10 protein-coding genes are annotated in these 12063 nt (G+C 55.2%); 5 read left to right on the top strand and 5 right to left on the bottom strand.

Annotated elements, in window-relative coordinates; all coding sequences use genetic code 11:
• Positions 1 to 26: 26 nt before the first annotated feature.
• Complete coding sequence (locus tag TMES_RS10455; RefSeq protein WP_085582228.1) at positions 27 to 1514, bottom strand: alkaline phosphatase family protein; 1488 nt, start codon at positions 1512 to 1514, stop codon at positions 27 to 29.
• 616 nt (positions 1515 to 2130) lie between these two features.
• On the opposite strand from TMES_RS10455, the gene TMES_RS10450 reads away from it, so the two are divergent.
• Positions 2131 to 2568 (top strand): DUF1178 family protein, encoded by a 438-nt coding sequence (locus TMES_RS10450; RefSeq protein WP_085582226.1) that lies wholly within the window; start codon positions 2131 to 2133, stop codon positions 2566 to 2568.
• A 78-nt stretch (positions 2569 to 2646) separates the two neighbouring features.
• Here TMES_RS10450 and TMES_RS10445 read toward each other — a convergent pair whose 3' ends face one another.
• The 4 genes from TMES_RS10445 to TMES_RS10430 form a co-directional block, all read right to left on the bottom strand.
• Positions 2647 to 3192, bottom strand: coding sequence for a GNAT family N-acetyltransferase (locus TMES_RS10445; protein ID WP_085582224.1), 546 nt, complete (start codon positions 3190 to 3192; stop codon positions 2647 to 2649).
• 61 nt (positions 3193 to 3253) lie between these two features.
• The gene (locus tag TMES_RS10440) at positions 3254 to 3814 is read right to left on the bottom strand and encodes a GNAT family N-acetyltransferase (RefSeq protein ID WP_085582222.1); all 561 of its coding nucleotides are present in this window, start codon (positions 3812 to 3814) and stop codon (positions 3254 to 3256) included.
• A gap of 12 nt (positions 3815 to 3826) precedes the next feature.
• Complete coding sequence (ubiG, locus tag TMES_RS10435) at positions 3827 to 4582, bottom strand: bifunctional 2-polyprenyl-6-hydroxyphenol methylase/3-demethylubiquinol 3-O-methyltransferase UbiG (protein ID WP_085582220.1); 756 nt, start codon at positions 4580 to 4582, stop codon at positions 3827 to 3829.
• Between the two features lie 142 nt (positions 4583 to 4724).
• Complete coding sequence (locus TMES_RS10430; protein WP_085582218.1) at positions 4725 to 5465, bottom strand: HAD family hydrolase; 741 nt, start codon at positions 5463 to 5465, stop codon at positions 4725 to 4727.
• Positions 5466 to 5809: 344 nt separating this feature from the next.
• On the opposite strand from TMES_RS10430, the gene TMES_RS10425 reads away from it, so the two are divergent.
• From TMES_RS10425 to TMES_RS10410, 4 genes are all read left to right on the top strand, one after another.
• Positions 5810 to 7030 carry an aspartate kinase gene (locus TMES_RS10425; RefSeq protein ID WP_085582216.1) on the top strand — a complete coding sequence of 407 codons (1221 nt, stop codon included), beginning with the start codon at positions 5810 to 5812 and terminating at the stop codon, positions 7028 to 7030.
• Positions 7031 to 7199: 169 nt separating this feature from the next.
• Positions 7200 to 8228, top strand: a complete 1029-nt coding sequence (locus TMES_RS10420) for an NAD(P)H-dependent flavin oxidoreductase (protein WP_085582215.1) — start codon at positions 7200 to 7202, stop codon at positions 8226 to 8228.
• A gap of 5 nt (positions 8229 to 8233) precedes the next feature.
• Positions 8234 to 10513, top strand: a complete 2280-nt coding sequence (gene ptsP / locus TMES_RS10415; protein ID WP_085582213.1) for a phosphoenolpyruvate--protein phosphotransferase — start codon at positions 8234 to 8236, stop codon at positions 10511 to 10513.
• 162 nt (positions 10514 to 10675) lie between these two features.
• Positions 10676 to 11974: a helix-turn-helix domain-containing protein gene (locus tag TMES_RS10410; RefSeq protein WP_085582211.1), complete on the top strand. Its 1299-nt coding sequence runs from the start codon at positions 10676 to 10678 to the stop codon at positions 11972 to 11974.
• Positions 11975 to 12063: the final 89 nt, after the last annotated feature.

Genomic DNA, 12063 nt, shown 5'->3' with positions numbered 1-12063 from the left:
GTTTTGCAAGATCAAAATCGCCGGGCTTACTTTGCCAGTTGGCTTTCAACCTGGGCGGCGTAATCCATGACGTGATAGATGAAGTTCTGTTCAACAACACCGTGGAACAGATAGGCCGACGGGCCGGTTGCAAAAATGGCAACGTCGTCACCGGCGTGGGTTTCGCTGCTCATCGGCACCAGGGCCTGTTGCAGGAAGTCCGGGTCCTGGGTGTCAACATTGCTCAGATCGGCGCGCAACTCGTCTTTCAGCGCACCCGGGCCGTTCATGTAGCCAAGGGTGGTGTAGGGTTTGCCGTCGTCGCCTTTTTCTTCCGAAAGACCAAGGATCGGGTTGCCGCGCGATGCATAACCCGAAATGGTCATGGTGTGGCTGTGATCGGCAGTAACAATGATAAGGGTGTCGTCGGTTTTCACTTTCGACAGGGCCATTTTAACAGCATCGTTTAACGCCACGGTATCTTCGAGGGCGCGGAAAGCATTGCCTTCGTGATGGGCATGGTCGATACGACCGGCTTCAACCATCAGGAAGAAACCCTTGTCGTTTTGCGACAGCATGTCGATGGCTTTTTCGGTCATTTCGGCCAGGCTGGGTTCGCCACCGGCATCTTTGGCGCGGTCGGCTTCATATTCCATGTGCGAGCGGTCAAACAGGGCCAGAACGTGTTTGGTCTTGGCCGGGTCAATCGCCTTGAACTGTTCTTCGTTCCAGACAAATGCGCCGTCATTGCCATAACGTTTTACCCATTCGGCGGTCAAATCGCGGCCATCGGTACGCTGGCCGGTTTTGCCCTTGTCTTCCGGGTCTTCCATGGTTTTATCGAGGAACATGCGGCGACCGCCACCAAAGGCAACTTCAAAACCGTCACCCGGTGCCCATGCCACAAGCTGCGATGCGATATCGGGGCAGCCGTTCTTTTTGGCATCTTCCGACAGGTCAGCATCGCTTTCCCAGTCACGGTCTGCGGTGTGAACATAGGTGGCAGCCGGGGTGGCGTGGGTCAGCCGCGCGGTGGAAACCACACCGGTTGACATGCCCAGAAGTTCGGCGCGTTCTGCCAGAGAGACGGTCGGCATTTTAAGCTGTGCGGCACAGTCGCCCCGTTTGACATCGCCCGAAACACCGATGGTGCCGTTGTTTGATTTAACACCGCTCATCATGGCCGATGCGGTCGGTGCCGAGTCAGCGATCTGGGCATCATTGGTGTAGGTTTTTGACAGGGCCACATTGGGGAACTGACCAAATATCAGGCTGTTGGTTTCGCCTTCGACACCGCGCTGCTGGCCTTCAAAGATGCGCGCTGCGGTGACCGTCGGGATGCTCATGCCATCGCCAACAAACAGAATGATGTTTTTGGCTTTGTTGGTGTTCGGCTTGTCAGCAAGTTTCAACTGCAATTCCTGCTGAGCAGCCGTGTAATACGGATTTTCAGCCTGCGGCAATTTGTCGGCAGCGAAAGCTGCGGTAGAACACATGCTGCTTGCAAGTGCGGTAGCCCAAAGAACGCGTTTCATCAATTTTACCCCCTTGTGAAACAATAAAGGGGGAAATACCCCCTCGGTTCGCGACGGGATTATAGGAAGTCTGTGCAACAGTTCCGTGACAAAAAAGTTATCGCATGGTGACAATGGATTTCGGAATTATTCAAATGTTTAATATATTTAAAATGCTTAATTAATTTCGGATTTCGCGTTGATATGTGAACTGGTTCACACTCGTGCTGTTAAAAGGAATTATTCCATCTTTGGTTGTTTGTTGTAATCGACAATTCATCCAATAGATTGGAGCTAAAATGTGGATAATCGCGCGAAATTTCATATTGGCGTCGCGACGCCCGTGGCGCGAATATTCCGGCATCTGTTGTTGTGTATTTTTGCCGGTTTAACGCAGGGTTGCGGGCTGTGTTGGAGATGTTTGGCAGGGCAGCCCGCCGGACCAGTCTATTTTTCGGGTGAACTTGACGGACAATTCTGACCTGCAGGGGCCTGTATGCGGGCTATCGTTATGGACCGGTTGCGAAATCACGGGTCGTTTGCATGGTAGTGCTGGTCTTTTTCGATAAAATCGCCATATATCGGCAATGACCCTTTTTATTCACAGACCTTTAACACGACTTGACCAGACGCAATCATGATTCTGTTTCAATTAAAATGTAACCATGACCACGAATTTGAAGGCTGGTTTCGCGACAGTGCGACCTACGAGGTGCAATCGACAAGTGGCGAGCTTTCCTGCCCGATATGCGGGTCTGATCAGGTAAGCAAGGCCCTGATGGCACCGCGCCTGCGGACCTCGCGGCAAAAGGAAACAGCGGCGGAAAATCGCAAAAAAGTTGCCCTTGCCGAGGCGACCCACAAGGTTTTAACCGAACTGCGCCAGCAAGTTGAAAGCAACTGCGAAAATGTTGGCACCGGCTTTGCCGAGGAAGCCCGCAAGATCCATTACGGTGAAACCGAAAAACGCGGCATTTACGGCGAAGCCACCGTTAAGGAAGCCGTGGAACTGGTCGATGAAGGCATTGATGTGCATGCCTTGCCGTGGGCGGACGACAAAGCCAAAAAGAACTGACAGCTTGCTGTGCGATCAGTCCGTTCCGCAGACCCACGCCTTTAACACCAAAATGCTCCGCCGCAGGTCAAGGTGGTATCAGGTGGCTGGTGCCAGATTGGCGGTTTCGCCGGGCCAGTTTTCAATGTTCAGGCGGACCAACGGGGTGCCGGTGGCGTGATAGGCGGTTGTAGTGCCATCGTCGCGCAAGCCGCATTTGGTCAGAACATGGCGCGATGCGTCATTTTCGGCATCAAATGTTGCCACAATGCCGGGCAGTTTCAGGGTGCCAAACCCGTAATCGATCAGGCATCTGGCGATTTCGGTGGCATAACCTTTGCCCCAATGGGGCACCAACAGGCGATAACCGACCTCGACATCGCTGTCATCGGGCAGCGGGCGCAAAATGCCCAGACCGATGATCTGGCTGGTGTCGCGCAAACGGACCCCCCATACGCCTTGTTGGCCATCATCGCGGATCAGGATTTCGCGAATGCGGGCTTTGGCGGCTTCGTAATCGGGGCTGGGTGCGCGAATATAGCGCATTACCCGTGCATCCATATCGGCGCGCGCCAGGGCGGGCACATGGGCTTCGCCAAACGGTTCTAGCAGCAAGCGTTTGGTGGTCAAGGTTGGTTGGGTCATTTTCGGTTTTTCCTGATCCGTGTTGATTGTATCAGGCAAACGTTTTTGTTGGCCCGTTCTTTCAGTCGGTCGCGGTTATTCTCATAACCGGTTTGGCAGATCCGCCGTGGGTGTTTGTGGTGCCAGCATCGACCATGCCGCATTTTTCCAGAACCCTGCGCGAGGCCAGATTGGCCGGGTGATATACCCCGCAAATCGCGGGCAGTCTCAATGTTTCAAAACCATGCACAACAATTCTTTGCGCCAGTTCCGATGCATATCCCTTACCCCAGCATATCTTGTTTAACCGATAGCCAATTTCAACGCTGCTATCATCCGCCAGCCAGCGTAACAGGGCACGGCCAACAATGATGTTGCTTTCTTTTTCGCGCACACCCCAATTGCCGACAATGGCCGGGGTGCCGCCATCGGCCTGTGCCAGCCGGGCACGCGCATTGGCCATATCGGGGCTGGGCGGGCGAATGTGGCGCATGATATCGGCATCCATGTCCATTTCGCACCATGCCTTTATATGTTCTGGTAAACCAAACGGTTCAAGAACAAGGCGCGGCGTTTCAAGCCGGGCCGAGGGTGAGGGTGTGGGTGTGGATATGAGCGTGGTCATGGTAGTTGACGTTGTCATTCGTGCTTCAAATTAATCAAGCGGCGGTTTGGTGGCCATCGCCAGATAATTGATGTCGAGATCCTTGGGCGCGGGCAGCCATTTATCCTGAATTGGATTATAGGAAATGCCGGTAATGTCGGTCAGTTGCAGGCCGCAATCGCGAATATAGCGCGACAGTTCCGCCGGTTTGACAAATTTGCGCCAGTCGTGTGTGCCAGCCGGAACCCAGCGCAGCACATATTCCGCGCCAATTTTGGCCAGCGCCAGCGATTTAAGGGTGCGGTTCAAGGTGGCAATAAACATGATGCCGCCCGGCTTTAACAACGCTGCACAGGCCTGCATGAAAAAGGCCGGGTCATCAACATGTTCGATGACTTCCATGTTTAACACCACATCAAACTGGCGGCCTTCATCGACCAACGCCTCGGGCGTGCCAAGGCGATAATCAATCGTTAATCCGGCTTGCTCGGCATGAACGCGGGCGACATTGATGTTGTTTTCAGCCGCATCAAGGGCGGTCATGTTGGCACCTAACCGTGCCATCGGTTCAGACAGCAAACCCGCCCCGCACCCGACATCAATAATATCAAGCCCGGCAAACAGGTTGATATCGGTGGTGTCGCGGCCAAAATGGGCGGCGATGTGATCGCGCAGCAACTGCAACCGCACCGGGTTGAATTTATGCAGCGGTTTCATCACCCCTTCCGGGTTCCACCATTCATCCGCCATGGCGGAAAAACGTGAAATTTCGTCAGGATTGGCAGTGCGATTGGCTTGGGCTGACATTGCAGGGCTCCGGCGCAGCGTAACAGGGTGACGTTTTATGTCCTTTGCCCTGTTTACGCGGGCCGCCGCTTTGGCGCAACCATATGCTTGGCGTTGGCATGCAGTTTTGATTTGTGCCGGGCGCGATAAGGCGCTCAGCTGATCAGCCGGCGGGGATAGTGGTGTTGGCTAAAACGCCCGGCAATTCACAAAGCGAGCGAATGGCGCGAATGCCATCGGGAACGCCGTTTTCCTGCCACTGGGCAAAGGACCACGGTCCGCGCAACAGCCAGATGGCTTCCAACCCATGGTGCAGGGCCGGGTAAATGTCGTTATCCAGTCGGTCGCCAATATATATAATGTGGGCGGGGTCATGGCCGGTTTGATCAATGATGGCCTTGAAAAACGCCGGGTCCGGCTTTTTGCATTTCAACCGAGCCGAGCTTGATATCCAGTCAATATCGCAGGGTAAATCGTGCAACACCTGTTCGGACGATGCAGGTTGATTGCCGCAAATGCCGATTTTATGGCCGTTTTGGCGCAGGCCTTTCAGGGCAGGTAAAACGTCGTCATATAAATCATCGGCGGTGAAGGACAGCAAATCGGGGCGACGCCACGGTTCGCCCGCGATGGCCGAAAAATCGCCCAGCTGTTTTAAAATTGCCTCGAACCCGGTATTGCGGGCCAGCGCAATGCCCGCGGCGGCCGACACGGTAAAAGGCGGCAGGTCAAGATGGCGGGCAATGCGATGCCAGATTGCGGTTTCGCTGACCAGTGTTTCACCCACGTCAAACACCACCAGTTTTTGCCCCGGGCTAACATTGCTGCCCGTGGTTTGCCCGTGCCGTTTTTCGGGGGCTTGTTGCATCGCGGAGGGGGCGGGTGGAACGGGCGTGTCGGGCATCGGAGGGCTCCGGTTTGGGGCGGTGTGGGGCAATATGGCACCGAATGGGGGCGGGGTGGGGTGTTTTGCGGGTTAATACGCAGGTTAATTTGGCAATTGCGCCAGATTTATGCACAGATTATGCGGTATTTTAAGTTTTGCGAAAGATGAATGGTCAAAAATAGCGCCAAGGTGGTTTAACCGTGCCTTGGCGCTTGTTTCGTCGTCATTATGGCAGTATTGATATCGCCGCCCTGATCAGGGGGCTTGCAACCTCGCAGGTCCGTGACCCGGAAACTGGCGGAAACACAAGACCTGGCATTTCGGTTGGCGAGATGTACAGGCAAGCATAACGGGGATTTTTCATGGCCCGTATTGTCATGAAGTTCGGCGGCACATCTGTCGCCGATGTTGAAAAGATCAAGAACGTTGCCCGTCGCGTTAAACGCGAAGTGGATGCAGGTAACCAGGTTGCTGTTGTTGTTTCGGCCATGTCGGGCAAAACCAACGAGCTGGTTGGCTGGGCCGATACCATTTCGCCGCTTTATGATGCGCGCGAATATGACGTGATTGTCTCGTCGGGCGAGCAGGTAACCGTTGGTTTGATGGCGATGGCGCTGCAAAGCATGGATGTGCCTGCACGGTCGTGGCTGGGCTGGCAAATTCCGATCAAGACCGATGGCGCACACGCCAAGGCCCGGATCCAGTCGATTGACACAACCGAGCTTGACAAGCGCCTTGATGCTGGCGAAGTGGTTTGTGTGGCCGGTTTTCAGGGAATTGCACCTGATAACCGCATTACCACGCTGGGGCGTGGCGGGTCCGATACCTCGGCGGTGGCGCTGGCGGCAGCGCTGAAAGCGGACCGGTGCGATATTTATACCGATGTCGAGGGTGTTTACACCACCGACCCGCGGATCGTGCCCAAAGCGCGCAAGATTGAAAAAATTACCTACGAAGAAATGCTGGAACTGGCATCGCTTGGGGCCAAGGTTCTGCAAACCCGTTCTGTCGAGATGGCCATGAACCATCGCGTCCGGGTGCAGGTCCGGTCAACCTTTAGTGATGCAGAAGGTACACTTGTTGTAGACGAGGACGAAATCGTGGAACAGGAAGTCGTTAGCGGAATTGCCTATAGCCGGGACGAAGCCAAGATCACGCTGGTCAAGGTTGCCGACAAGCCGGGCACAGCGGCAACCATTTTTGGCCCGCTGGCCGAAGCCAACATCAATGTCGATATGATTGTTCAGAACATATCGGAAAACGGCAACAGCACGGACATGACCTTTACCGTGCCGCGCGGCGAGTTCAAGCGTGCTTTGCAGGTGATTGAGGGTAATCGTGAAAAGATTGCCTATCAGGAACTGCTGAGCACATCGGATGTGACCAAGGTTTCGATCATTGGGGTCGGCATGCGATCGCACGTTGGGGTGGCGCGCAAAATGTTTGAAACCCTTGCTGAAAAGGGCATCAACATTCAGGTCATTTCGACATCGGAAATCAAGGTAAGCGTCCTGATTTCTGAAGAATATACCGAGCTTGCCGTTCGTGCCCTGCATACGGCCTACGGGCTGGATGCCGACTAGGTCGCACGGGTAAGGTTCTGTGCACTGCCGGGTTGTTTTGTACAATTAAGGTGGTGTTAAAGGGCCGTTATTTAATACATATCTGGGCTGGAACATTTTGTTCCGACCATTATGATGAAATAGCAGGGACCATGCGGTACCCTGCATTTCTGCATTGGGGTACAACTATATGAACGATCCGAAATTTGCGGCAGCGCGCAACCGTCTGGAAAAATTGTGGGCGCCCGGCAAGGAATTCCTGGGCACTGAATACGCCATTTTGGCCGGTGCGATGTCGTGGGTTTCCGAACGTCACCTTGTTGCTGCTGTGTCAAATGCCGGGGGCTTTGGTGTCATTGCCTGCGGGTCGATGGGGCCGGAACTTTTGGCTGCCGAAATCGCCGCAACCAAAGAAATGACGCAAAAGCCGTTTGGCGTTAACCTGATCACCATGCACCCGCAGCTTGGAGAGCTGATTGCGGTGTGCCGCGACCAGAATGTCGGCCATGTTGTGCTGGCTGGCGGCCTTCCGTCATCCAATTCGATCAAGGCGGTCAAGGAATTTGCCAAGGTTATCTGTTTTGCCCCGGCACTGGTGCTGGCAAAAAAGCTGACCCGGTCGGGTGCTGATGCGCTGGTGATTGAAGGCAGCGAAGCCGGTGGCCATGTCGGCCCGGTATCGCTGACGGTGTTGGCACAGGAAATTTTGCCTGAAATTCGCAATGTCCCCATTTTCTGCGCCGGTGGCATTGGCCGCGGCGAAGCGATTTCATCGTTTCTTGAAATGGGCGCTGCGGGCGTTCAGGTTGGAACCCGGCTGGTTTGTGCCAGCGAATGTATTGCCCACCCGTCCTTTAAAAAGGCATTTATCCGCGCCAGCGCACGCGAAGCCGTCACCACCGTGCAGATTGACGACCGCTTTCCGGTTATTCCGGTTCGGGCGTTAAATAACAAGGGCACAGAAGCATTTATGAATGTTCAGCGCGAAGTTATTGAAAAGTTCCGCTCTGGTAAGTTAGAACAGGGTGCAGCGCAACTTGAAATCGAACATTTCTGGGCTGGTGCCTTGCGCCGCGCCGTGGTTGATGGCGACGTTGAAAACGGATCAGTCATGGCGGGGCAGTCGGTTGGTATGGTAAAGAAAGAACAGCCTGCTTCTGAAATTCTGGCCGAACTGGTCGATCAGGCCGTTCAGTCCCTCGTACAAAGAGACCTTTAAACCTGATGAGCATATCGCCCGCCGCAGTCACTGGTCCGCGTCGCCTGTTAAAACGGGTGCGCGACGTTATGGCCGGACCAGGGACCGCTGAAGAACGCCTGGGCAAGATTGTAACCATTATTGCAGCCGACATGGTTGCAGAAGTGTGTTCGGTCTATGTCATGCGGGCGGGCGAGGTGCTTGAACTTTTTGCCACATGCGGCCTGGCTGCCGAGGCGGTGCATCGCACGCGCCTGCGGACGGGCGAAGGCATTGTCGGCTATGTTGCCGCCCATGCGCGGCCCCTTAATTTGCGCGATGCACAATCGCACCCCAATTTCGCCTATCGCCCGGAAACCGGCGAAGAAATCTATCATTCCATGATCGGTGTGCCGGTTTTGCGTGGCGGCCGGATTATTGGCGTGCTTGCGGTTCAGAACCGCACCGAACGCCAATATACCGAGGACGAACAGGAAGCCCTTGAAAATGTTGCCATGGTGCTGGCCGAAATGGTCGCCGGTGGCGAGCTGGTTAACCGCGACGAATTAATCCTGGCCGATGGCATTGCCCTGTTGCCGTTGCGCCTGACCGGGGCACGCCTGGCACCGGGGATTGGCAAGGGGATTGCAGTTTTGCATGAACCGCGCATCGTGATTGACCGCATGGTGGCCGAAGACCCGGAAGAAGAATTAACCCGCCTGCGCGAAGCCATGCGGGTGTTGCAAAAACACCTGGACCGCATGGTCGAGGCGGTGGGCGAGTTTGATGTTGGCGGCGGCGATGACCCTGGCGACATCATTGATGCCTATCGCATGATTGCCAAGGATACCGGCTGGTTAAATCGCATTACCGAGGCTGTTAATACCGGCCTTACCGCCGAAGCCGCGGTGCAAAAGGTGCATGATGATACCCGTGCGCGCATGGCACAGGTAACCGACCCTTATTTGCGCGAACGCCTGCACGACCTTGAAGACCTTGCCAACCGGTTGTTGCAGCATTTGTCCGGCCAGTTTCAATCACCAGCCTTTGGCAATTTGCCAGACCATATTATTTTGGTGGCGCGCAATATTGGCCCGGCCGAACTGCTTGATTATGACCATACCCGCCTGCGCGGGCTGGCGTTGGAAGAAGGGTCGCATACATCGCATGTGGCGATTGTGGCGCGTGCCCTTGATATCCCGGTGCTGGGCGGCGTAAAGGGCGTTCTTGACAAGGTTGAGGGCGGCGACCCGCTTATTGTTGATGCCGATAATGCGCAGTTATTTGTGCGTCCCAGCGAGGATGTGCGCGCCGTTATTGACGGGGCGTTAAAGGCGCGGGCGGAACGCAAGGCGCTTTATGCGCAAATGCGCGATTTACCCGCCCACACCCGGGACGATATTAACATTTCGCTGAACATCAATGCCGGTTTGTTAATTGATGTGCCCCACGTCATTGAAAGCGGGGCCGATGGCATTGGCCTGTACCGGACGGAAATACCGTTCATGGTGCGATCCGCCATGCCCGACATCGAAGACCAGACCCGGCTTTACAACCGCATCTTCGAGCAGGCTGAAGGAAGACCGGTGGTTTTTCGCACCCTTGATGTTGGCGGTGACAAATTATTGCCCTATTGGCAGGATATGACAGAAGAGAATCCGGCGATGGGGTGGCGGTCGATCCGGATAACGCTGGATCGCCCGGCGGTTTTGGTGCACCAGTTGCGTGCCCTTATCCGCGCAGCCCATGACCGGGATTTGCATGTCATGTTTCCGATGATCGCAGAGGTGGCCGAATTCAAGGCGGCCAAAGAGCTGCTTGACCGGCAACTGGAGCGTGAAGCCTTGCGCGGGTTTGTGCCCCGCACGGTCAAGGTTGGGGCAATGCTGGAAGTTCCCGCGTTGATCTGGCAGGCCAACAGCCTGTTGGGTCTGGTGGATTTTCTTTCGGTCGGGACCAATGATTTGCTTCAGTTCATGTTTGCCGCAGATCGCGGGAATCCGCGCCTGGAAGGTCGGTATGATACCTTGTCGCCCAGTGTCTTTACCTTTTTAAGGCACCTGGTGAATTTGTGTGATGACCGGAATGTACGTTTGACCGTTTGTGGCGAAATGGCCGGGCGTCCGTTAGAGGCAATGGCTTTGATCGGGTTGGGGATCCGGCGTCTGTCAATGGCACCGGCATCGGTCGGGCCGGTCAAGGAAATGGTCCGAAGCGTGAATGCAAAAAGTGTTGAACAATATGTGCTGTCGCTCCTGGATAGCCCCGGGAAAAGTCTTAGGTCTCGTCTTAAGGCTTTCGCAATAGATCACGGTGTAAAACTTTAAAAAAAATCGCTTTTGGCTGGGGTATTTGCTAGTTTGTTGCTGGATCGTAACGTGGGGGTGCGGGAGTTGGCGATCGGAAAGCGAAAGGAAGATCATTTGGGAGTGCCACCGAAAGGGCGTCTGCGGTTCACACCGCTGCCCGGAAGTGAGCCGTCAAATGATATGAGTATGGAACCACAGGTTAATTTTAACGCTGAAGCGGTGAATGTCGGGCGGTTGTTACGCCATACCCGAACCACTCATGGTCAAACCATCGAGGGGGTTTCCCAGCTTTTGCGCATTCGGAAAGTTTATCTCGAAGCCATTGAAAATGGCCATTATGACGCGCTTCCGGGCGGGCCGTATGGCTTGGGCTTTGTTAAGGGCTATGCCGAACATCTGGGGTTGGACGGCAAGGAAATTGTCCGTCGTTTCAAGGAAGAAAGTAACGCGCCGGTTGTGCGCACGCAATTGACCTTCCCACGGCCCGTGCAGGAAAGCAGGGTGCCGGGCGGGGCGATGATGCTGATTGCTGCCGTGTTGGGTATTGTTGCCTATGGCGGCTGGTATTACATGTCGAGTCAGGGCAAAACCATTGCAGATCTGGTCGAGCCGTTGCCCGACCGTATGAAAGGCAATTTTGCGGGTAGCAATGACGGTGCTGGCAAGGCCACATCCGAGCGCACCCTGGAAAATGCCGCCGAAGCCCATGCGGCCGAAGTTGGGCCGAACGGGCAGCAGATGGGGGGGGCCCCCTCGGAGCAGGCATCGCAAAGCATGACCAGTGCGCCTGCCGGAACGGTGGAGGGGATGTTCGCCGAACCCGGTATTGATGCGGCATCGCAAGACAAGCAAGATACGGTTGCGGCCACCGGCAATGCCAACACAAATGCCAATGCAACTGCAACTGCAACTGCGGGTGCAGCGGCACCGGCTCCGAATGCGGCCAATGGTCGTGCCGCAACGGCAATGCCACCGGCCCCGAACGCAACGACGGCAAGCAGCTATGGCGCGACCGCGGCCAATGAAGCGGTAACAGGTGGTCAGTCTGTGGGGGTTATGCCCAGTCAGGGTAATATCCCGTTGCCGCCGCGTGCGCCTAATACCCCGCAAACCGCTGCCACACCGGAAGTGGCCGCAATTCCGGCAGCCCCGGAAGTTGGTGATGCGGGCGGCGGGCGTGTTTTTGGCGCGGTTAACGCCGACAGCCGTGTCACGATTTCCGCTAACGAAACCAGCTGGGTACGCATCCGCGAGGATGACGGCAATATTTTGCTGACCCGGATGTTAAGTGCCGGTGATGTGTATCGGGTGCCCAATCGTGACGGGTTGAAGCTTGAAGTGGGTAACGCCGGGGCATTGTCCATCAGTGTTGATGACAGCAAAAATGTTTCGGTTGGTTCTTATGGTCAGGTGATTTCGGATTATTCGCTTAATCCTGACGATATTCTGGCAAGTGCTACTGATAAAAAAACGCAATAACAGGACGTTAGGCTGTTATATATTTTTCAGGCGGCCTGACCCCGGGCCGCCTTTTTTGTGGCTGTTTTTTCCGCTGTCACAAAAACGCC

The organism is Thalassospira mesophila, from assembly GCF_002115755.1.
Classification (GTDB): domain Bacteria; phylum Pseudomonadota; class Alphaproteobacteria; order Rhodospirillales; family Thalassospiraceae; genus Thalassospira; species Thalassospira mesophila.
Note: the sequence above shows the minus strand (reverse complement) of the source record. Positions and strands in the feature narration are given on the sequence as shown.

What these genes read in the sequence shown, in the direction of transcription:
- TMES_RS10455 (WP_085582228.1), bottom strand. Translation starts at nt 1,514, where the DNA reads ATGAAACGCGTTCTTTGGGCTACCGCACTTGCAAGCAGCATGTGTTCT.
- TMES_RS10450 (WP_085582226.1), top strand. Translation starts at nt 2,131, where the DNA reads ATGATTCTGTTTCAATTAAAATGTAACCATGACCACGAATTTGAAGGC.
- TMES_RS10445 (WP_085582224.1), bottom strand. Translation starts at nt 3,192, where the DNA reads ATGACCCAACCAACCTTGACCACCAAACGCTTGCTGCTAGAACCGTTT.
- TMES_RS10440 (WP_085582222.1), bottom strand. Translation starts at nt 3,814, where the DNA reads ATGACAACGTCAACTACCATGACCACGCTCATATCCACACCCACACCC.
- ubiG (WP_085582220.1), bottom strand. Translation starts at nt 4,582, where the DNA reads ATGTCAGCCCAAGCCAATCGCACTGCCAATCCTGACGAAATTTCACGT.
- TMES_RS10430 (WP_085582218.1), bottom strand. Translation starts at nt 5,465, where the DNA reads ATGCCCGACACGCCCGTTCCACCCGCCCCCTCCGCGATGCAACAAGCC.
- TMES_RS10425 (WP_085582216.1), top strand. Translation starts at nt 5,810, where the DNA reads ATGGCCCGTATTGTCATGAAGTTCGGCGGCACATCTGTCGCCGATGTT.
- TMES_RS10420 (WP_085582215.1), top strand. Translation starts at nt 7,200, where the DNA reads ATGAACGATCCGAAATTTGCGGCAGCGCGCAACCGTCTGGAAAAATTG.
- ptsP (WP_085582213.1), top strand. Translation starts at nt 8,234, where the DNA reads ATGAGCATATCGCCCGCCGCAGTCACTGGTCCGCGTCGCCTGTTAAAA.
- TMES_RS10410 (WP_085582211.1), top strand. Translation starts at nt 10,676, where the DNA reads ATGAGTATGGAACCACAGGTTAATTTTAACGCTGAAGCGGTGAATGTC.